Source organism: bacterium (genome assembly GCA_023228325.1).
In the GTDB taxonomy this organism is placed as follows: Bacteria; Auribacterota; UBA6266; order UBA6266; family UBA6266; genus UBA6266.
In genome coordinates this window covers 1041877-1062518 of record JALOBK010000001.1, presented here as the reverse complement: position 1 = coordinate 1062518, position 20642 = coordinate 1041877, and the positions used below count along the sequence as shown (strand labels likewise).

Genomic DNA, 20642 nt, shown 5'->3' with positions numbered 1-20642 from the left:
ATAAAATCATAATGTATAATAGTTCAATACTCAAAACAATAAAATAAACGTATCCTATGATATGCAAATTTTCCGGATTGGCAAAAATGAAAACTATTATAGCCGTTTTGATTCCGCTTATACTGATAACTTTTCCGGGCTGCTCGCCATTGGAAGGGACAAAGAAGATACTCGGCATATCAACCGAAGCCCTTGAAACACATGATGTCCGTTTTTCAAGCACTTTCGACATGCCGGCAAAGGAATGTTTTTCTAAAACCGAAACGTTTATAAAAAATGAAATGCAGGCAAGGATATTCTTAAAGGAAGAGACCCGAAAACACATCGTCGCTCTGGATTTCAGAAAGGCATTCCCCAACTGCCTTGAAATGACGGAAGTCGGTTTCTTCTTTTACCCGGAAGACCCTAACAAGACTAAAATTGATGTTGTCTCCCTCAATAGCACGCTTTCAAGCTTTGCCGCGGACGAACTTCGTAAATATCTGAAAAAATCCGGGAAATAGAATACCACGCTGGAGGTCTAAATGGAAACTGTCAACGCTTTACTTTCAAAAACCTTTCTGGGCAATCCTCTGAAAGATTACTTCATCCTGCTTGGAATCCTCATAGGAGCAGGGATAGCAGCAAAGATTTTCTCTTTCATCATGTCCAAATACCTGAACAGTGTGATGAAAAAAGTCGAAAAGGTTACAGTCAGAAAAACTATCCTGGCCTTTAACCGTTCGATAACCATGCTGGTTTATATCACGGCGGTGCTTTTAAGCTCAAGACTGTTCGAAGTCACGGAAAAGACGCAACTCATTTATAAATCTATAGTCCTTATCGCCGGCGGGCTGATGACAATTTATATAGCCTTTATGACCATTGACGCCTCAATCCTGCTGCTTCTCAAGAAAGCGAAAAAGACACATACAAAACTGGATGACATGCTTATTCCGATAATAGGACTCAGCTCAAAGATATTTTTCGTGCTGGTCGTTGTCCTTTTCGCGGCAAACTATCTTGGCTATGAAGACAGCGGAGCCATAACCGGTGTCGGGGCCGGAGCGATAATAATATATTTTATATTCCGGACAGTTGATATTCTCACGGCATACCTCGCCGAACAGGTAAAACATACAAGAAGCAAACTTGACGATATGCTTATCCCCGTACTGGGCAAGATAATAAAAATCTCAACTGTTATTGTGACTGTTCTTTTCATACTCAACAACTTCGGAATCAATATAACATCTCTTATTACGGGATTGGGTATAGGCGGTATTGCCATAGCTATGGCGGCGCAGAATACGCTCAAGGATTTTTTCGGCGCGATTGCACTTTTTGCGGACAGGCCTTTTTCCATAGGAGACCGTGTTGTTGTCGACGGGGTTGACGGCCCTATAGAAAAGATAGGCCTGCGCAGCACGCGTATCAGGACGCTTGACGGCACTCTTGTAACGATACCGAACTCCAAGATGGCAGACGCCACAATCAATAATATGCAGAGGCGCCCCACAATAAAAACGGTTTCCACCATCGGGCTGACTTACGGCATGTCGGTAGAAAAAATGCGAAGGGCGCTAAAACTTATCAGAGAAATAATGAAAAACCACGATGGCACTGATAATTACTGGGTATACTGGAAAGAATACGGCTCTTATTCGCTCGATATCCTGACAATCCACTGGTGTAAATACCTGCAATACGAAAAATATCTGCAATGTATGGAAGATATAAATTTTAAAATCAAAGAAGCTTTCGAAAAAGAAGGGATAGAATTCGCATTCCCGTCTCAGACCTTATATGTGCAGAACCAGGATAAAAAGGATTGAAGGCTTAAGAAGCCTGTTCCCAGAGTTTTTCGAGCGTATATTTCTTCGTGTCAGCTTTCTTGCCTTTCCGGGGGAATATTGAAAACAGCCACCCGATGGGCTTGATTTCCGCAGTATGCTTGAAATCCGGATAACTTCCCCTTATATGCACCTGAATGCATTCCGCAAGTATATTCACCGGCATTGAGATTATCCTCATAATGCCTTCTTTCCCGAATCTCACTCCGACAACCATATCAGTGTGCCCCGAAAAATCAATCCATCCGTTAATCCACATCTCCATTGTTTTGGACCTGCAGTAAGTGTTTTGTGTGCTGATTTTGCAATCCTCAATATGAAAATTACCCGTAACGTCATCAAGTTTAGGTATTTCTATGTTCTGGACAACATCCTTAATGCCTTCTTCGGTCTCTTTAAACATCGGCATCTCCCACAGTATGTCATCTCTTATATCGAAATACCCTCCTCCTTTTATGGATTCTTCCTTCCCATAGAAGCCCACGCAGGCAAGCTTCCCCGAAAGAGTGCCTTTAGAACCTGTCGGAGCCTCACGGATACTCTCGTCAAGCTCCGCCATATCAACCTTGTTTAAATCGATTTCCGTTCCCCACCTGACAGGTTCTACACATAAGTCAACCCTGGCCATGACCTTCATGTTTCCCGAGTAAAATCCGGCGGAGCCGATTTTTATTTCTCCGACACCGTCCTTTATCAGAATACCGGCTTTCGCCGAATCCACTTTTATCTTATTTAAATCGAGTTTTTTAAACGTTATATCCCCTTTGCCGTTCAGGGATTCCAGTTTGTCAAGTTCGCCCGCCGCTGCCAATCTAAATTCAGCCTTACCTGAAAAGCGCCCGTTATCAAGAAACTCCTCAACCTGCAGCATGCCCGCGGCATCCGCGGTAAAATCCATATTCTTAAGATCATTGCTCCTGGCGGACAGGCTGAAGAATGAACCCTGAAGATTTCCTTTCCATTCCAGTTTAGCCTTATCGTCATCCGACATTTCCATGTCAAAGACATTGTTCATGCTAAAAGCTTTACCCTGCAGCTTGACCTTTCTCGGCTTGCTCAGGTGAACCTGCCCGTTAAAGGATGCCGGCTCTCCGAAAACATCTCCGCTAAAATCCTCAACCATTGCGATGTCATCCTGGGACATAACCCTGCAATAGGCCTTTTGGAAAATCTCCGTTTCCCCCGCGCTCAATCCGGCGTTTTTCAAAACCAAATCAACCCTGTTATAAGATTTTATTTTATCCGATTTGCCGTGTTTAAAATCCTGTTCGATAAGGATATCGCCCTTGTATGACACATCCCCGTATTGAAGCGCGATTTTCCCGAAATTATAATTTCCCTGCAGGGAAAAATACTGCTTGCAGCTGAAAAAATTGATTTCAATGCCTGTTTCTTCCGTGTTCATCTTCCAGGGGTGGAAAAACTCATCGATATAATAATCCCAGTAGGATTCAAGCGCTTTTGTTTTTCCCTTAAGGCTCCCCGAGAAAGATTTCTTATCCTGGTCATAATCAATATTGACGCTTATATCTTCTTTTCCGGCATTCTTAACGGGGCTGTTAATTTCAAACCGGTAAACATTTTCGTCGGGGGAAGAAGCTTTCAGTGTAATCCCTTCCAGCCTCTTTTCCAGTGAATTTTCGGCCCGGTACACGTCAACAAAATTAATCCTGCAGGTGCTGATGTGAAGTTTGCCGACCCGGAATTCCCATTCGCCGAAAAACGAGGATTCTTCAAGAAAATCCGAATCAAGCGCTTTGCTTATATTCCACTTCCCGTTTTCATCCCTCCTGATATTTATCTGGACATCGGATTCGCTGATCTCCGATACAACGATTTTCTTTCTCAAAAGGGGAAGGATGGCAAGGTCGACATCAAGTTCGCCCGCGGATATTATCTCGGACCCGTCGGCAATAATCCTGAAGTCGCAGATCATAAACCCCGTGAACGGGCTGAATATTATTTTGCTGTAATCGACTTCTATCCCTTCAGGAAGAAGGGACGGCAGTTTTTTTTCAAAAAACGGCACCAGTTTACGGGGAATGAAATACCAGTTTGCCGCAACCCAGAGCAAGACAACCGACAGCAGGACGGGCAGGATAAAATACAGGCATAATTTTTTCATAAAAAAATTATATTAGAATAAATAATATATATAAATAAAAATCGCGTTTTTCCGGAAAGCTTTGCGGTTTTCGGTAAATGAGCCCCCTTATTTGCTCAATATGGTTTTTGACTTCTTCGAAGTATAATAGAAGCCGAGCTTTAAATCTTCGAATTCCGCCGGGAGGAAGCCCGATTGTTTAACAGGGTGGAAACCCGGGCCTTCGAGAAGGATAACCACTTCATTTTCCGCTTCAAGCAGGCTGTCGGGAATAAAGAATTTATTCTGTGGCCCGACAGATTCGTATTTGCCGAGCAGAAACCCGTTTACATATATAAGACATCTGCTGCTCAGGTATTTCACATCCACGAATACAGGGGCTGTATGTTCTTTATCGATTTTAAGGGAGAAACGCCTTCTGAACCAGACTAAATTGCCGGCGTCTTCCTGGACAACATATTTTTCCGAAGGCGGCGCTTCTATCCATGCGCTGTCATCTGCTTCTGCAGAAAAATATTTTTTATCGTTTCCGCCGAGCCCGAACTTAAGTTTCCAGTCCTTGAATTCATGTTCAAAGTCCCTGCCGCCCGCCTTCCCGTAAACCTTAACAGGGAAATAAAGGCCGCTGACTTTCTGTATCGGGCCTTCGTGAGGATGGGCTTTTGTATGGAATTCATTCGCATAAAGTATTGCCAGGGTGTTTTTCCCTTTTTTCGCATACTTGCTTATATCAAGCGCGGGTGACCCTATCCCTACCCATCTGAATGACCCGTTGATATACACCAGAAACCTGTCCATTTCATTTGTCTTAACGGAAAGTTTTACCCCGGACGGGTCGCCATCCACCGTAAAATTGTTTCTGTACCAGTAATAGCCGTGCTCCAGATAACCCCCTTTTTCAAGGGCGGTTTTTGAATCGATATTGTCCCAGCCGGAGTCATCAAAATCTTCTCCCGCTTCAGCGCTGTCAGGACAGTATTTCCAGTTGCTTATCCACTTTATTTCCGGTGTCAGGATATCATTATACTCACAGCGGAAAACATACGCCCCCAACACCGGATCTTTTTTCAAGGTGACTTCCCTGCCGTCAACCAGAAGATTGCGCACGTCAAAATCACACCAAAGGTAAGCGTAATGCTCGCCTGGATTATTTACCTGAAACGAGATTTCAACCGAATCGTCCTTCCTGACGATATCTTCAAGATAATAATTATCCGTTATTATAACCATTTCATCGGAAACCCAGAATTTATCGGCCATATCTTCCGGAATGATTATAAAAGTGACACCGCCGGCTTTAAACACATTAACCTTGCTGTGCGAATATCGTATTGTATCCAGTCCGGCATCGTGTTCCGGGGAAATCCCGCCGCTTATACCGGTTATACCGCCGGCGGCCTTTACCAGCATTTCCCCTTCGATCCCTTTTTTCCCTCTCATAAATACATACTCGGTATTCCCGACTGTTCTTTTTGATAAAATCTCGGATGTAGAATATATAATACACAGGTCGTTATTGATTTTAAAATCCACAGGCAGGAGAAGCGAGCTTTTGGGATTCATATTCAGGCCGGCCCCGGCGGCGGGCACTTTAACTTTTTTCCTGAGCTGCCCGGAATAAAACTCAACCGCAAATCCCCTGGGAACGTCTTCCAGATTCCTGATCAATAACACCGAACGGTCTGTTCCTCTCCTTAAAATAGTCCTTACATTTTCATATGAAAACTTAAAATCTTCCCTTTGTTCGGATGATTTTTCGTGTAAAACGGCAATATTCCCGGAGCCTGAAATAAAGCGGGCCCCATCCCTGTCGATACTCCCTGTTGTTATGACATCGGGAAATGATTCAAGGAAATACGCCCAATTCCTGATCAAATGATATTTCCTGTGAAGTTCCCCCCATTCGCGTATGGGAGAAGCGCCGAAATCAAATGTGGTACAGGTCCCTATTCCGCCGTAATCCCCCTTGCTTATCCAAAAAGGAAAAGTCGTCCCGCCGGCAAACATATAATAATTTATGACGGAATTACCGTAAGCCAGCAGGGTTTTGGTAATAGCCTCAACCGCTTCGTATTCAACTTCATATAAAGGTTTACCGAACTGGGCAAACCAGCCGGCTTCAAGTTCCATCATCATAACCGGTTTATCCGGCTGCAGCCTCAGGCTTTCATCCATTTTCCTGTCGAAATCATTGAACTCCCACATCCATATCCACGGGATATTCGGGTAATATGTGTGCGTATTTATGATTTCCGTGCCCAGAATACAGCTTCCCTCGTTGGTGAAAGCGGGAACGTCTATGCCTGTTCCCCTTACGATATCAAGCAGTTTGAGAAGATATTTCCTCGCTGTTTCCTTTGACCCGGTTATTTCCGGCATCTCTTCCAGCAAATGGTCGTATTCATTCTCTATCTGTACCAGCACCACATTGCCGCCCCGGGTAAAAAGATGCGGCTTGGCGACTTCTGCGACCTCTTCATACCATTTTTTTACCAGCGCAAGGTATTCCCTGTCCGCAACCCTCAAACGGATATTTTTCGCTAAAAGCCAATGGGGAAAACCGCCGAAATCCCATTCTGCGCAAATATAAGGCCCGGGTTTTAATATCACATAAAGTCCATACTTTTCGCAGAGTTTAAGAAAATACGGCAGGTCACGGTCCCCTTCCCAGTTTAAAACACCCTCTTTCTCCTCATGAAAATTCCAGGGTATATAGGTGGCTATAAGATTACATCCCGCCTGTTTCACCTTTTTTATCCTGTCTTCCCATAATCCTCTCGGCATACGGAAATAATGGACTTCTCCTCCTATGAGTATCTTCCTCTCCCCGTTAATGATAAGACTGTGTTTATCGTATTTTACTGTATTTTTCATCTTTTTTTCCTATAAATTGTTAACGTTAACATTTTCCCATATCCAAAGCTCTTTGTCAATACCGCCAAGGATGTTTACATGCAAGAATTTTACACAAGAGTCGCGTCTATTTTTTTGACTTTGCCGCTTCTTATGTCAGACGCGAAGGGCCCTTTCACTTCTCCGGATAACAGCTCTTTTTTTCTGCCGTCATAATATTCGAGAAGGTACGATTTTACTCCGGCCTTTTTCGCGCCGAATGTATTTTTTCTCCCGGGATTATGGTATACGACAAGAGTATTCCCGAGAAACTTGAATGCAAAGCAGTTTGCGGGGATATCAATCCACTCGGTTGAACCGTCCGGCAGGCATATTTCCACCTTGCTTGCTCCCTTTGTAAACATATCCGAAGATATTGCAGGTTCAAACTTAAGGCTGAGCTTACCCCCCGACACGCCGAACGGCTTAATACCCGAAGTTATGAAAATCCAGATTGATAAGAACTCCGCGGTTGAACCGGAAAGCCTGGAAACAAACCCCTGTCCGTGTATTCTCCTGTCGGGATGCGCGCTGCTTGCTATGAAAGAGGAGTTCTCGAATATGCTTCTGCCGTAAACCCCTGCGTCCATAAAAGGGACCAGGGCTTTTTTCGATATCCTGTAGAACTCTCCTGTCAACCCCGAGCGCAAAAGTTCCAGCAGGTATTTATATTCCATATGAAGCCATATTGACTCATTTTCAAGCCACCCTCTTGTGAAAATATTTATTCTCCCTATGTCTATTCCCTCTCCGGCAAGGGGCGCATTGACCTTTAACATATCAAGCTTCTTGTCATAAATGCCGCTTTTTACAACCGCGCTGTGAAATCTTTCCGCTTTTCCCGCGTCATTGCACACTCTCAGGTAATGGACCGGACCTTCAAGAAAATCAGGCAGCGCCCTGTGCCTGAATTTCAACGGCCTGATACAGGTCAGCCCGCCGGAATTCTTTTTCGGCTTGCCTTTCTCTTTTAAAATTTCATATTTTTCAACTATGCTTTCGAAGTTTGTTTTTATTACCCCTGTTTTTGGATCTATGGCTTTATTTATGCCTTTATCCACTACCGCAAGAAAATTTTCCAGCGTTTTTTCAAGTTCCCTTACCGGCTTCCTGCGCCGCTTCCCGGAAAACCCCGTCAATGTGGCTTTCCTGTAATTCTCCAGGGCGTTATGTCTTTCATCCCAGAACCTGAAAGAGTTCGCGCTGTGTTTTGACGCGGACTTTTCAAGAGCGGAAAGAAAAACGTCCACTTCCCCGGATAAAAGGATGTCTTTATCCGGCGCTTTCTCAAATGCGTCCAATATGAACACGATTAATCTTTTAAGTTCTATCGTTTCGGCGATGGATGAGCCGAAAAGCCCGGGCAGGCCGTTGAGGGCATCACACCAGTTCGGTTTATCCGATTCCATCTCAATGCCTATGCCGGCGGAATCCAGGGAAGCGAATTTGTTCGCCGCAAGGCATAACAGCTTCTCAATGAGGATAGTTTTATATACGCCGCCGCGGCCAAATCGCTTCCGCATTTCAGTCTTGTTTTCCTTTCTTCTTTCTATCATATCTTTTTTCTGCTTGTTCTCGGCCACGGCATTAAGCTGCCTCGGTTTTGAATTGAAAAGAACATATTTCTCCGCGCGCGGGCGCACGACCAGGTAATTATCGTAATAAACAAAATCTTTTTTTCCGAAAAGCAGTTCTTCCTTCTTTTCGGGGTACACCGCCAGAAAAGCCTCTATAAGGTCGATATTATAATGCCAGTGATCAGACCAGTAACCAACGGCGGGCGAAGCGCAGTCAATTTTTCTGCCGCAGGAAATAATTTTATCCAGTATTTTTTCCTTTTTCCCCGGCCCGGACCGGATCTTATTACGCTCAAGCATATTAAAAAAACCGCCGAGGCTAAACGGCTCTGAAATAAATTCCGCCACTGCGGCCCTGTCACTTTTGTTAAATAACGCCAGAAAATCCTTCCGGTTATAAATACGGAATTTGGAACCTTCTATCTTGAGGGGGTTAAAGCCGTCGGACTGCAGTAAATTGACAAAACAGGAAAGGACATCATCCTTTATGCGCGGGTTAAAGAAGACATCATTACGCCTGTTCTGGTTCACATCCCTGTAGTTTCCCGTCCCCTGAGAAAAATATTCGGGCATAATTACAAAATTATTATATTCTCTCTCCATATCGCCGTGTATTCTCGAATAAATATAATAATTCGTTTTTTCCGGGCCGGCGCCCAGGGTAATCGGGAATCCTCCCCTCAGTAAATTGTCCAGGAATGTCTGGCGGCAGTAATTATCAAATTCAGGGGAAGAAGATTTCGTCAATATCTTATCGGTTATTGATGCAATCAGATCCGCGCTTTCTTTTTGCTTTTTATCAAAATATTTTCTGCCGGAAATCCCGCTGAAAAATGTGTCTATATCTTTCAGTTCATTAACTTTCCCTATAACCGAATAATACAGAACTTCGGCGCCGGGCTTTAATGCGCATGTGAAATACCCAAAGCCGGAAGGGGTCTTGTTTCTCGCCTCGGCCCTGTGAGAAAACTTAAAGGCATCGGAGCTTATGAACTTTTCCGGCTCGATAAAATCCTTAAACTCGCCAAAAACATCTTCCGGATCCGTTATAAACGGAGGAACGCTGATTTTTCCGGAAGCGCCGAGCACAAAACCGCCGTAAAAATTCGCGGCGCGGATTTCCTCTATTTCGGGATTATCTTCGGGGACAACCATGAGTTTATACGCCGGCACACCGTATTTCTTCGAAAACTCAACTCCGCTGAACCATCCTTCGGCAAGCCTGCTCATATTTTTCAAAAGGTAATCGCCCGTGCCATACGGTTCAACAACGGGCATGCCGTCAATACATTGTATATTCCTCGCGCCGGATGATATGTTTTTTATCTTAAGGATCCTTGCGAAAGCAGGTATTTCTTCGTTTGGAATCGCAAAATATTCCACGGTTGTTTCGAAACCGGACGCGCTGTCCGCTTCAAATAACTTCAATTTATCGGAAGTTATATGCATTCTCTGGACAGGCTTCCTTTTCCCTGACTTTTGCCTGAAAGGCTCATGGACACTGCCTCCGGATTTGATAAATGTCCTGAAACCATGAGAAGGGGTCAGCCTGTAAGCCTTATTCGCGGCAACAAATTCGGTTATGGCTCCATTTTTGTCGGTTGTCCCCATACATGCTATCGCCTGGCCGCGGTTCACATAGAAAACCCACATCGGGCGACCCCAAACACCCGCTATGCTCGGAAAGAAACTCGAAAACGGTTTTGTGTTGTTATAATCATTGATAACAAATTCCGCGCCGTTTACTTCATAATTGGAAGATTTCTTCATATCCCCTTCTCCGGTGATTCAAATGAATGCTATGTTAACGTTAACATTTCTGTAATATCATAATGCTCTTTCAGTAATTGTCAACCCTAAATTTAACACCCGCAACCATTATTCCCAGCTGTCATACGGATCGTTTCCGGGCGTTTTGTTTGTCTGGTTTATCTTTTTCAGTTCCGTCGGTTTAATTGTCTCGTTTGTCCTTTCTTCTTCGGGAGTCCTGAGCAAAGGCTCCTCGTTCAGGATAGGATTGGAACCTGTTTCCTGCCGAAGTTCACAGTTGTCCCCGGTGCACACCCCCGGTTGCGGTTCTTCATCACACGGCGAAAATGACGGGAAAAGCAAAAATAAACAAAAACAAAACAAAATTCTCATTTAAAAATCTCCTTTGCCTGAAAATGCCGCGGGGTTAAAGCCCCGAATCCGGTTTTGCATCGTAAATTCTATATGTTTTTTCATATTCTATACATTTATTTTTATGCCGATAGGACAATGGTCGGAACCCGTTACATCACTGAAAATCATTGAATCCTCAACCTGTCCGGATATATTTTCCGAAACAAAATAATAATCTATGCGCCAGCCTATGTTTTTCTTTCTGGCGCTGTATCTGTAACTCCACCATGAATATTTAACTGTATCAGGATAGAGCATCCTGAACGCGTCAACAAATCCACATTCGGTAAGCCTGTCTATCCATGCCCTTTCCACGGGCAGAAAACCTGAATAATTTTCATTCGCTCCGGGGTTCTTTAAATCTATTTCCCTGTGAGCCGTATTAAAATCTCCGCAGATTATGATTTTACGGCCGGATTTTTTCAGTTTCAGACAATAATCCAGGACCGCATCGCAAAAATCAAGTTTATATTTAAGCCTCTCGGCTCTCATCTGGCCGTTGGGAAAATATATATTCAACAAGGTGAATTCAGGAAAATTCAAAACCAGGATTCTTCCCTCGGCATCAAATTCGCCCATTCCTATGCCGGTTTTGACGGATAACGGCCGGATCTTTGTATATACGGCCACGCCGCTGTATCCTTTTTTTTCGGATGAAGCCGCGTAAAATTCATATCCTTCTATACCGGTTATATCTCCCGGCAGCTGGCTTATATCCGCTTTTGTTTCCTGCAGGCATAAAATATCCGGTTTTTCGGATAAAAACCATTTTTTAAACCCTTTACCGGCAACCGCTCTCAGGCCATTCACATTCCATGAGTAAATCCGCATTATTCAATGCCATCCTTAAAGTTTTTCAGATACGGTTCTCTAAAACATTAAAATAATCTTTCATGCTGTCCCCGATCAGGTTAAAACAGAATATTGTGACGGCCAGGGCAACACCCGGAAAAAATGCCATCCAGGGCGCGGTCTCCACATAATTTACGCTTGAGGCAATCATTCCCCCCCAGGTAGGCTCAGGCGGGCTTATACCCAAACCCAGGAAAGAAAGTGAAGCCTCGGATAGAATAAAAACCCCTATCCTGAGGCTGGCTGTTATAAAAATTATCGGGACAATATTGGGAAGAATGTATTTTAACATAATCAATTTTCGCGATAAGCCGAGCACGAGCGCGGAAGTAACATAATCCCGGCCCTTTATGGAAATCACGCTGGAACGTATTATCCTGGCAAAACCCGCCCAGCCGACAATGCACAGCGCTATCAGCACAGTTGATATTCCCGGTTCAAAAACGACCGTTATCGCGATTGCGACAAGCAGGCCCGGCAGGGAAAGCGTAACATCGATTAAAAATGTTATGATGTTATCCGCGGCTCCGCCGAAATAAGCCGCCACCGTCCCGAATAAAATACCGATAACCAGCGCGGAGACAGTCGCGGCAAAACCCACGAAAAGAGATATTCTCGCGCCGTAAATCATACGGCTTAAAATACATCTCCCCTGCGCGTCCGTACCAAACGGATACGCTTTTTGAGGATGTTCTTTCGCTTTTTCCAGGTTTATTTCATAAGGGTCGTGAGGAACAATCCAAGGAGCAAACACAGCCGCTAAAACAATCAGAAAAAGGACTGCCGCGAGAAAAACCGGCAATTTATTATTCCTTAGAAAATATTTTGTTCTTTTATTCATAGGTTATCTTCGGGTTAAAAAACGAATAAGAGATATCGACTATAATATTTGCGCATATAAAAATGAATGAGCCGAACAGCACCGTGCCCATTATCAGCGGATAATCCCTGTTCATAATACCGGACAAGGCAAGATTGCCTACGCCATTCCATCCGAAAATCGTCTCTGTCAGGACCGACCCGTTCAGATAGCTCCCCAGGTCAACCCCTATCAAGGTAACTACCGGTATTAACGCGTTTTTCAGGATATGTTTAAATAAAATCCTGTTTCTGCTCAGCCCTTTTGCTCTGGCCGTTATCACAAAATTTTCTCCCAAAACTTCCATGACGCTTGTTCTTGTTATCCTCGCAATATAAGCCGCCGACCGGGTGCCCAGAGTAAGGGCAGGCAGAATGATATACGTAAAATTACCCATTCCGGAAGAAGGAAGCCACCCCAGCAGATTGGAAAAGATAATAATTAATATAAGACCGAACCAGAAAACGGGCACCGATATTCCCGAAATCGAGAGCAGCACGCAAAACCTGTCCACAGCGCCTCCGGGATATGATGCCGAAAGCAGGCCCAGCAGCAATCCCGTCACCGTTGCGAATAGCATCGCTGTCAGGGCTAGTTTCAGTGTATTCGGAAAACGGCTTATGATTAGTTTCCCGACCGGCTGGCCCGTTACATAAGAATAACCAAGATTACCTTTTAACAACTGCCCTATATAACAGAAAAACTGAGTTGAGACAGGGTTGTCCAACCCATAAGAGCTCCTGACCTGGTTCAATGTGTCCCTGTCCGCCCTTCTTCCTACAAAACTATATACGGGATCTCCGGGAATAAAACGCGTGAGAGCAAAGACAAGCGTAACAATAACCGTCAAAGTCAAAACAGCCAGAATAAGTCTTCTGATAATAAAATTTCTCATATCTTTACACAATATTTAACAATATACAGAAGCAGGACGGCAACTGAAAAATCCGTCAGTGTGTTATTTTTATCCCCGTACCCTTATCGGAATAATACAGAGGGAACATTTTAAAGCCCTTAATCCACGGCTGGACAACACAATAATCTTTTTTGTGCCACAGAAAAATCCACGGTGAATCTTCAACGATTATATCCGTGGCCTTTCTGTACAGGTTTTGCCGGGCTTCAGTGTTGATTTCAGCTCTCGCTTCGGTTATCAACCTGTCAAACTCAGCATTTGAATATCCGGTTCTATTCCCCGCGGAGCCGATATTTCCGGAGTAAAAAGTGGGATAAAGGAAATTTTCCGCATCGGGATAGTCCGCCCACCATGAAAGGATGAATATATCAAACTCAGAATTATTTAAAGCTTCTTTAAAGCCGTTCCAATCTCTTTGCGCTATTTCAATCTTGATCCCCCGCGTTTTCCAGAAGTGCTGGCAAATCTCGGCAATTGACTGCATCTCATCGCTCGTGTTTATCAAAAGTTTAAAAGGCCTGTTAACAGCTTCTTTCCCGGCGGCTTCTGCATAATTATTCTCCATTGCCCAAAGCCCGTCATACAGGAGAACCGGCGGAACCGGGGAATATGCGGGTTCAACCCTGGAATTAAAAACATATTTTATTATCTGTTTTTTATCCACGGCTTTTACAAATATTTTTCTCGCATCGGCATCGTTAAACGGTTCTTTCCGGCAATTAAAACCCACATAATAGGTGTTCAGCCCGGGCTTAGAATAAAATAAATCCTTATAGCCCGTTTTTTCAAGAGCATCCAGCATCGGGATATTCAACCCCATAATATCAAGCTTTCCCTGCCTGAACTCAGATACAGCGGTAAAGTCATTAGGGATTATGCGGTACAGTATTCTTTTTACGCGGGCTTCTCCGCCTGAATATTCAGGATTTTCCTCCAGTACGATTTTTTCGCCTCTTGCCCATTGACCCAGTTTATACGGGCCGCACCCTGTTATCTCTTTACCCTGTATTTTTATTATCGAAGCATTGGGCATAGCGAGAAGGCTTAAGAAAGGGGCAAACGCTTCTTCCAGCTTTATAATTATTGTATTCTCATCCAATACTTCCATACCGCTGATTTCACTGGCCCTGCCGGAGATAAAATCAGCGGCTCCCTTCACTTTTTCAAACATCCACTTTCTTGAAGAAAGAGTCGCGGGCATCAATATTCTTTCAAAAGATTTTTTCACGTCTCCCGCCGAGACGGAAGAACCGTCGCTGAACCTTATGCCTTTTTTCAGATGAAAAATATACTGTCTGCCGTCTTCGGATATTTCCCAGCTCTCAGCGATATCGGGCAGAAGTTTAAGGTTTTCGTCAAAACTGACAAGCGTTGAATGCATTTTGGCAATTATACCGCCTGAGTAAACATCAACCGCAAGCGCCGGATCCAGCGTCGAAGGCTCTTCGGCAAGGCGCAGAAAAAGCGTGCTGAAATCGCTTCTTTTCCGGCCGCAACCCGAAAAAACCAATAAAGCAAACAAAATATAAACTGTACGCCGCATTAATAAACCAACTTGCCGGGTTAAAGTCAGTCCACGGGTCTGAATTACCGCTTTGGTTGCTGCGCGCAAACGATCCCCCCCCCGTTAGACCCTGTATATTCACTATTTTCAACCGTCATAACGCCGTTTACAATAACGGACGAAATGCCTTTCGGGTATCTGTGGGAATATTCAAAACTGGCGGTATCTTCAAGCATAGCTGGATTGAAAAGCACAAGATCGGCTTTCCAGCCGCGTTTTATGAACCCCCTGTCTTTTATCTTTAATTTCCTTGACGGCTGACCGGTCATTTTATACAGGGCGTCTTCAAGCGACAGCTTGTTTTCCCTGACAAATCTTCCGGCGACACGCGGGAATGTGCCATATGCCCTCGGGTGGACTTTCGAGTTCGCAAGTTTTCCGGTATCTTTTCTTGAAGCCGCATCCGAACCGATCATACAATAATCTTTGCCGATAATTTTAAATAGGTTTTCTTCGCTCATATTGAAAAATGCCGCGTAAACTTCAAGTTTCTCTTCAATAAGCAACTCGAACAAAACATCAACTGACTTTTTATTGTTCATCCGCGCTATTTCCGCCACCGACCTGCCTTCCAGCTCTTTATTTCCCGGACTTGAAACAGAAAGAACCTTAACGGTATGCCAGTAGCTGTCATTTTTTTCTCTCTCCAGCCCCCCGGCCAGTTCAGCTCTTATCGAAGGATCTTTAAGCCTTTCAAGTTCTTTTGCATTTCCGCCTTCAAACATCCAGTCCGGCAGCACAATATCAAGGCTTGTATATGAAGCTGTATAAGGATAGCGGTCACAGGTGACATCAAGCCCATCCCTGCGCGCCTGCTCAATCAGATTGCAGGCTTTTTCGAGTTTATCCCAGTTTAATCTGCCTGCTGTCTTTAAATGGGATATCTGAACTTTTATATTTGATTCCCTGCCTATTTTTAAGGCTTCCGCAACAGCTTCAACAAGACTTTCCGACTCATTTCTCATATGAGTGGAGTAGATACCCCCGTATCTGCCCGCGACTCCCGCGCAGGAAATAATCTCATCTACTCCGGTATAAACACCCGGCGGATACATAAGTCCGCTGGAAACACCCAGCGCCCCGTGGTTCATGCCTTCATCCACAAGTTTTTTCATCTCTTCCAGCTCTTCTTTGCCGGAAATCCTGTTTTCATATCCGACCACAGAACCCCTTACATTCCCCAGTCCTATCAATACACCTATATTAACGGCGGGCCTGAGGTTTGAAACAAAACCGAAATAATCCCTGAGAGAATCCCACTCAAGTTTAAGTCCCAGAGAGGACAACCTCTCTTTTATCCTTGCCGCCGCGGCATTTTTGACGGGCCAGGGCCCGGAACCGCAGTTACCGGTTATTTCAGTCGTGACTCCCTGCCTTATTTTGCTGTCGGAGGAAGGATTTGCCAGTACGGTAAATTCCGAATGGGAATGGATGTCGATAAACCCGGGGGAAAGGACATTGCCTTCCGCGTCAATAACCCTTTTTGCCGCTTCTTTTATACCGCCTATATACACTATTTCCGAACCTGTTATACCGACGAACAGGCCCGGCTCAAGGAATACTTCCCCGTCAAAGATTTTTGCGTTTTTTATCAACAAATCGAACATCCGGGCGCTCCGGTTTTTATGGCTTTGATTTTAACAACATTTTTGATATCTTCATGTTAATGAAGAACTGGAAACCTATTATCCCATATATAGTACCTTATTTTACATTTATTTTAATAGGTTCTTTTGCTCATTACTTTCCCGGCTGCGGCTATTTTATTTACATTCCAAAAACCATAATTACCGCATCCTTCGTCCTTTACTGGTTCAAAACATATTCTGAAATCGAATTTGATTTTTCGTTTTTCGCTTTTGCGGCCGGCATACTGGGATTCATATTGTGGATAGCTTTCACCGAATATACGCCTTTCAAAATATTCCATCCGCCCCCGGCGGAATACACCCCTTTCCGGATCAATAAATCTGTTTCTCTGCTGCTTATATTTTTCAGGATAGGAGGCTCTTTTCTTATTGTCCCTGTTTTTGAAGAACTTTTTATGCGTTCATTCATTATCCGCTGGCTGATAAATTCAGATGATTTCAAATCAGTTCCTATGGGGAAATTCACCTGGTTTTCATTCATCGGCAGCATAATCCTTTTTGTTCTGGGCCACCGCCTCTGGGAATGGCCGGGCGCAATTGCCACAGGGATTCTTTTTACACTGCTGCTTTACAGGCGCAGAAAAATTTTTGACTGTATCGTCGCCCATGCAACTACAAATTTATGCCTCGGGATATATGTTCTCTGTACGGGTAAGTTCGGGTACTGGTAAGCGGCGGCTAAAATTCTTTTTCGGCATTTTGCGCGGCAGGTTCATTATCTGCGGACCCGTCAAGCAGTTCAATAACATGTTTCTGGACTTCGCCGACCTTATCCGGGGTTATCCCGGGATCCGTTATTATAAAATTTTCGCCGGATTTTGAATTCTCGTATACAATAAGCTTCCGGCCTGTTTCTTTCTCGATAATATTATCAATAACGATAAAGACCTTCTTCCTTTCAAGCATCAGCCCAAGTATATAACTTACATTTATTTTTGCCGGGTCATTGGAGTGCACTATATTCCTTAGCATATCTTCCGCGGAATTCTTTTTTATAACCTCAGGTTTTTCCCCGGGAGGTTTTATCCTTACAATCCCCTGCCAGTAAATTTTTTTATGTCCCTGATTTTGATCTCCGGATCTGACATCAGACCAGCATTTATCGCATAGATCCTGTCTTGTGCCGGTTTCCTCATCGTCAGAATAGTCAAATGCCGTGTGGCAGACATCACCGGTTACAAATATACAGGAGCAGTTGTCGCACTGCTTGTGCCGTTTTTCAATTTCCCAATTCATTTCTTTTCCTGTTCCGGGTTTTCTTCCTTCTTTTCGGGTTTTTTCATCTCATCGGCATAATTCAGCCTGAGGTTCGTAAGAAGAGATTCAAGCGCTTTCTGTTCATTTTGCGTAAGATTCCCTTTTGTTTTCTCCTCCAGAAGCTCGAGAAGGTCTATAGAAGCCTTTGCCGTTTCCATGTTCTTTTCGATTTTGCCGTTAAACGGATTTGCCGTCTTTCCCATAGCCTGCATGGCAGAATTGCCGAATATGGATATAAACCCGATAAACTGTATTTCCTTCTTCTGTCCCTGATTGGAATCCATTGGATATTCTCCCGTTAAAACTCTATTGCCAGAGGGCTGGTTACAACCGTAATAGGCCCTTTGTTAAAATACCTGTCTATGCACTTTTCTATATCCGCCCTTGTTACCTTCTTTATATTTCCGGGGTATTGCTTGCTGAAATCCAATCCCCTGTCATATCTGAGGTTCAGCACCGTATCCGCCGCCTGTTCTTCATTGGTCTGCAATCCCATTTGATGCATTGTAATACAAATGTTTTTCGCTATTTCCAGTTCATCATCAGTAAACTCTTTGTTTCTGAGCCGGTCAAACTGCACATTCATCTTATCAAGAACCTGTTGGATCTTATCGGGCGAGGTTTCGGCAAAAACCGTAAATGTCCCCGTTTTCAGCTTGGGCATAAACTGGGCATGCACCATATAGACCAGCTTATCGCTTCCCCTCAACGCTTCGTGCAGCCACCCTCCGGGATAATCAATCCCTGAGACCAGGCTGTCAATTACATCAAAACAATAGTAATCCTCTGAATTAAACCCGCAGGCGGGGTATGTTTCTACAATCACCGCGTTGTTTTTTGTGGTCTTTTTCTGGACTATTTTGTAATTTTCAGGAGGAGCAAAACCCGGAATTTCTTTTTCTCTGAATTTATCCGCCCGCCATTCGCCCAGTTCCTCATTAAGTATATTTATCGTCTTTTTAAAATCAATATCCCCGAATACAGCCAGTATACAATTGTCCGGCCTGATGTATTCAGCATAAATATCCCGAAGGTCTGAGCGCACAATATTTTCAACAGAGGTTTTTCCGCCTATCAGCTCCATCCCGTAGGGATGTTCCCCGAAATAGGCCTTTCTTGACAATATTGCCGCTTCCGTGACGGGGTTGTCATTAAGACGCTCGATGGAAGAAAGTATAAGTCTTCTCTGTTTCTCAACTTCAATGCCGTTGAAATTCGCTTTCGAAACAATTTCTTTTAATATGCTGATTCCTTCTTTAACCTCGTCTTTTAACACCGATATTCCTATAATAACATTATTATTGCCCGCCGCGACCGAAACATTGCCTCCTATCCTGTCTATCCTTTCGGCCATCTGAGCCGCGCTGGTTTCCTCTGTCCCTTTATCCATAAGCGACGCCATGAAATTAAATATCCCGGAATTATCCATGTTTTCCTCTACCAGCCCCCCCTTAAAACAGGCTACTATGGCAACTGTCGGAGTCGAAGGGTTGTTTTTCATGATAAGTTTCACCCCGTTATCAAGGCTGAACTCTTTGATATCGGACGCTTCCTCTTTCTCTTTTTGCTCGACAGGGACTGCAGCTTCTTTTTTCGCCACCGAAATTTCAATCAGGTTGTCCTGATTGAAGTACTTCCGCGCCACTCTTTTCAGGTCTTCAGAGGTAACATCAAGGATTCCCTTAAGATAGCGCCTGGTAAAAAAGGGATCCCCCGAAATAAGATATGACGATCCGATATCGGAAGCCTGAGCTTCGATTCCCCTCAGGCGGAAAATATAATTTGTTATAATTATCTTTTTCACTTTTTCAATAACTGATTTTTTAACGCCCTTCTCCTTGACATGTCTTATTTCCTTAAGCACGGCGTGGCGGGAGGGGGATAATTTTTCCTGTTCCAGAACCGAATAAATATAAAAATACCCGGGCGCATAAGAAGGGGTGAAAGACGCGGAACTTATTACGTCAACCAATTCCCTGTTATGCTTTATCTCCTTTTGAAAAATGGAGCTCTCACCCGCCGACAGTATCTCTGCCAGCAGATCCAGGGCATAAAGGTCTTCGTCGTAAATATCAACTGTCTTAAAACTCATAATATAGTGGGCTTTTGCTATATCAAGGTATTTCTCGGCCCGCTTGCCCGTCAGCTGGAGAAATGATTCGGGAAGCGTCCTGTTCATCTCAGGTCCCCTCTCATATTTCAACAGCGAAACTTCCATCCTGGGAAGTATTTTAGACGCCTTTACATTGCCGCAGATAACAAGCACGACATTGTTCGGGACATATCTGCCGCTATAATAATCGAGGATATCTTCTCTCTTTATTTTTTTAAACCGTTCAAGATATCCTATAATGGGAAATGCCGCCGGGTGGTCTCCGTAAGTAAGCTCATCCAGTGTCTTGAACAATATAGATTCGGGCTTGTCGAGAGCCCTCTCGATTTCCTTTATTATTACGCCTTTTTCTCTTTCCACTTCTTCGGGAGACAGCGCCGCTTCAAAAATATTTGTGGTAATCAGGTTAAATGCCTTTTCAAAGTTTTCCGGGCTGGTATTTATGTAATAACAGGTGCTGTCTTTGGATGTATACGCATTGGATGCTCCCCCCAGCTCCCTTAAAATCTCCTGCACCTGGATTTCACTCATTCCGGACGTAGAGCCTCCGCAAACAAGATGTTCGACATAATGCGAAATACCCATCCCGCCGTATTTCCCTTCAAATACGCTTCCGGTCTTGACGTAATACCTTATTGAAACGACCGGGGCGGAATTGTTTTCCAGGACCAGAATCTGAAGCCCGTTATCAAGTTCGCTTGTTACAAGCCTGTTTTTACTGTAAAGGGAATCTATTATATCCCCGGGTGAAAGCTTTCCCCACCACTTGGAATAGTTTATGCAGACCCAGATAACAACCACCGGAATTATCAAAACCACCCAGAACCACTTATTTCTTTTCGACGCCATACTTAAAACACCCCT

At 44.1% G+C, this 20642-nt stretch carries 15 protein-coding genes; 3 read left to right on the top strand and 12 right to left on the bottom strand.

Annotation, left to right across the window (positions count from 1 at the left end; genetic code table 11):
- Positions 1-86: 86 nt before the first annotated feature.
- Together M0R36_05110 and M0R36_05105 are read left to right on the top strand one after the other, a co-directional pair.
- Positions 87-503, top strand: a complete 417-nt coding sequence (locus M0R36_05110; protein MCK9555175.1) for a hypothetical protein — start codon at positions 87-89, stop codon at positions 501-503.
- Positions 504-524: 21 nt separating this feature from the next.
- On the top strand, positions 525-1814 hold the full coding sequence (locus M0R36_05105) for a mechanosensitive ion channel family protein (GenBank protein MCK9555174.1): 1290 nt from the start codon (positions 525-527) through the stop codon (positions 1812-1814).
- A 4-nt stretch (positions 1815-1818) separates the two neighbouring features.
- Here M0R36_05105 and M0R36_05100 read toward each other — a convergent pair whose 3' ends face one another.
- The 9 genes from M0R36_05100 to M0R36_05060 all read right to left on the bottom strand — a co-directional run bounded on the left by M0R36_05100 (position 1819) and on the right by M0R36_05060 (position 16366).
- Positions 1819-3957, bottom strand: coding sequence for a hypothetical protein (locus tag M0R36_05100; GenBank protein MCK9555173.1), 2139 nt, complete (start codon positions 3955-3957; stop codon positions 1819-1821).
- An 87-nt stretch (positions 3958-4044) separates the two neighbouring features.
- Positions 4045-6810, bottom strand: coding sequence for a beta-galactosidase (locus M0R36_05095; GenBank protein ID MCK9555172.1), 2766 nt, complete (start codon positions 6808-6810; stop codon positions 4045-4047).
- Between the two features lie 89 nt (positions 6811-6899).
- Positions 6900-10175, bottom strand: coding sequence for a cellobiose phosphorylase (locus M0R36_05090; protein MCK9555171.1), 3276 nt, complete (start codon positions 10173-10175; stop codon positions 6900-6902).
- Between the two features lie 108 nt (positions 10176-10283).
- Positions 10284-10547 carry a hypothetical protein gene (locus tag M0R36_05085; protein MCK9555170.1) on the bottom strand — a complete coding sequence of 88 codons (264 nt, stop codon included), beginning with the start codon at positions 10545-10547 and terminating at the stop codon, positions 10284-10286.
- A gap of 87 nt (positions 10548-10634) precedes the next feature.
- The gene (locus tag M0R36_05080) at positions 10635-11399 is read right to left on the bottom strand and encodes an exodeoxyribonuclease III (protein MCK9555169.1); all 765 of its coding nucleotides are present in this window, start codon (positions 11397-11399) and stop codon (positions 10635-10637) included.
- Positions 11400-11424: 25 nt separating this feature from the next.
- Positions 11425-12261, bottom strand: a complete 837-nt coding sequence (locus tag M0R36_05075; GenBank protein ID MCK9555168.1) for an ABC transporter permease — start codon at positions 12259-12261, stop codon at positions 11425-11427.
- Positions 12254-13174 carry an ABC transporter permease gene (locus tag M0R36_05070; protein ID MCK9555167.1) on the bottom strand — a complete coding sequence of 307 codons (921 nt, stop codon included), beginning with the start codon at positions 13172-13174 and terminating at the stop codon, positions 12254-12256. Before M0R36_05070 ends, M0R36_05075 begins: the two co-directional genes overlap by 8 nt.
- A 55-nt stretch (positions 13175-13229) precedes the next feature.
- Positions 13230-14717, bottom strand: a complete 1488-nt coding sequence (locus M0R36_05065) for an ABC transporter substrate-binding protein (GenBank protein MCK9555166.1) — start codon at positions 14715-14717, stop codon at positions 13230-13232.
- Positions 14718-14782: 65 nt separating this feature from the next.
- Complete coding sequence (locus M0R36_05060; GenBank protein ID MCK9555165.1) at positions 14783-16366, bottom strand: D-aminoacylase; 1584 nt, start codon at positions 16364-16366, stop codon at positions 14783-14785.
- Positions 16367-16425: 59 nt separating this feature from the next.
- Between M0R36_05060 and M0R36_05055 the strand changes: the two genes are divergently transcribed.
- Positions 16426-17079, top strand: coding sequence for a CAAX prenyl protease-related protein (locus M0R36_05055; GenBank protein MCK9555164.1), 654 nt, complete (start codon positions 16426-16428; stop codon positions 17077-17079).
- A 7-nt stretch (positions 17080-17086) separates the two neighbouring features.
- Here the strand turns inward: M0R36_05055 and M0R36_05050 are convergent, their stop codons facing one another.
- The 3 genes from M0R36_05050 to M0R36_05040 are packed head-to-tail and all read right to left on the bottom strand — an operon-like array spanning position 17087 to position 20627.
- Positions 17087-17644: a hypothetical protein gene (locus M0R36_05050; GenBank protein ID MCK9555163.1), complete on the bottom strand. Its 558-nt coding sequence runs from the start codon at positions 17642-17644 to the stop codon at positions 17087-17089.
- Positions 17641-17949 carry a DUF1844 domain-containing protein gene (locus M0R36_05045; GenBank protein MCK9555162.1) on the bottom strand — a complete coding sequence of 103 codons (309 nt, stop codon included), beginning with the start codon at positions 17947-17949 and terminating at the stop codon, positions 17641-17643. The genes M0R36_05050 and M0R36_05045 overlap by 4 nt, the downstream gene beginning before the upstream one ends.
- 14 nt (positions 17950-17963) lie before the next feature.
- A complete protein-coding gene (locus M0R36_05040) occupies positions 17964-20627 on the bottom strand; it encodes an insulinase family protein (protein MCK9555161.1) in 2664 nt (887 codons plus the stop codon).
- Between the last annotated feature and the right edge of the window lie 15 nt (positions 20628-20642).